The sequence below is a fragment of the Salinimicrobium oceani genome, assembly GCF_012037645.1.
Genome location: NZ_JAAVJR010000369.1, coordinates 1 through 527 on the forward strand (window position 1 = coordinate 1; position 527 = coordinate 527).

Annotated in this window: 1 protein-coding gene and 1 pseudogene; one reads left to right on the forward strand and one right to left on the reverse strand. The window is 43.5% G+C overall.

Annotated elements, in window-relative coordinates; genetic code table 11:
• Positions 1 to 384 (forward strand): annotated as a pseudogene (locus HC175_RS17220) (AsmA family protein); the annotation flags it as partial.
• 3 nt (positions 385 to 387) lie between these two features.
• Here the strand turns inward: HC175_RS17220 and HC175_RS17225 are convergent.
• A partial coding sequence (locus tag HC175_RS17225; RefSeq protein WP_168139548.1) for a DUF2797 domain-containing protein occupies positions 388 to 527 on the reverse strand: 140 nt, incomplete at its 5' end.

Below are 527 nucleotides of genomic sequence, written 5' to 3' on the forward strand. Positions count from 1 at the left end.
AGGTACCTGGGCAGCCAGGTTGGAAACACCCTTGCCCGTCTTAGTGCCGGGGAGCAGGAAAACATGACCGTTGCCTTACCTGTAATTATTTCCGGAAACTTCAGCAATCCAAATGTGAATGTGAATGTGCAGCAGGCAGTAAATAATCTTACTCAAAGTATTATTGACACCCAAAAAGACCAACTTAGAGCAAAAGGTCGTGGGGCACTACAGGATCTCATTACCGGAGGACAACGACAGGACACCACAGCGGGAAGAACGCCTTCACAAAGAGATTCCATAGCTAAAAAGGATCCAAATGAAGCTGTTAAAGAAACAGCAAGGGATATTCTGGGTGGATTACTGGGCGGAGCCAGAAGAAAAAAGGATACTACTCAAAATTAGTAGTTACTGAAGGGACAAAGTAACATTGAAGCCTTCATGCTTCCTAACGTTGAAGACCATTCCGTCTTCAAAGATGAGATATTGTCCTTTGATACCTTTTAAAAGTCCTTCGTAAAAAGGCGTTTTTGCCAGGTTTAGAGTTT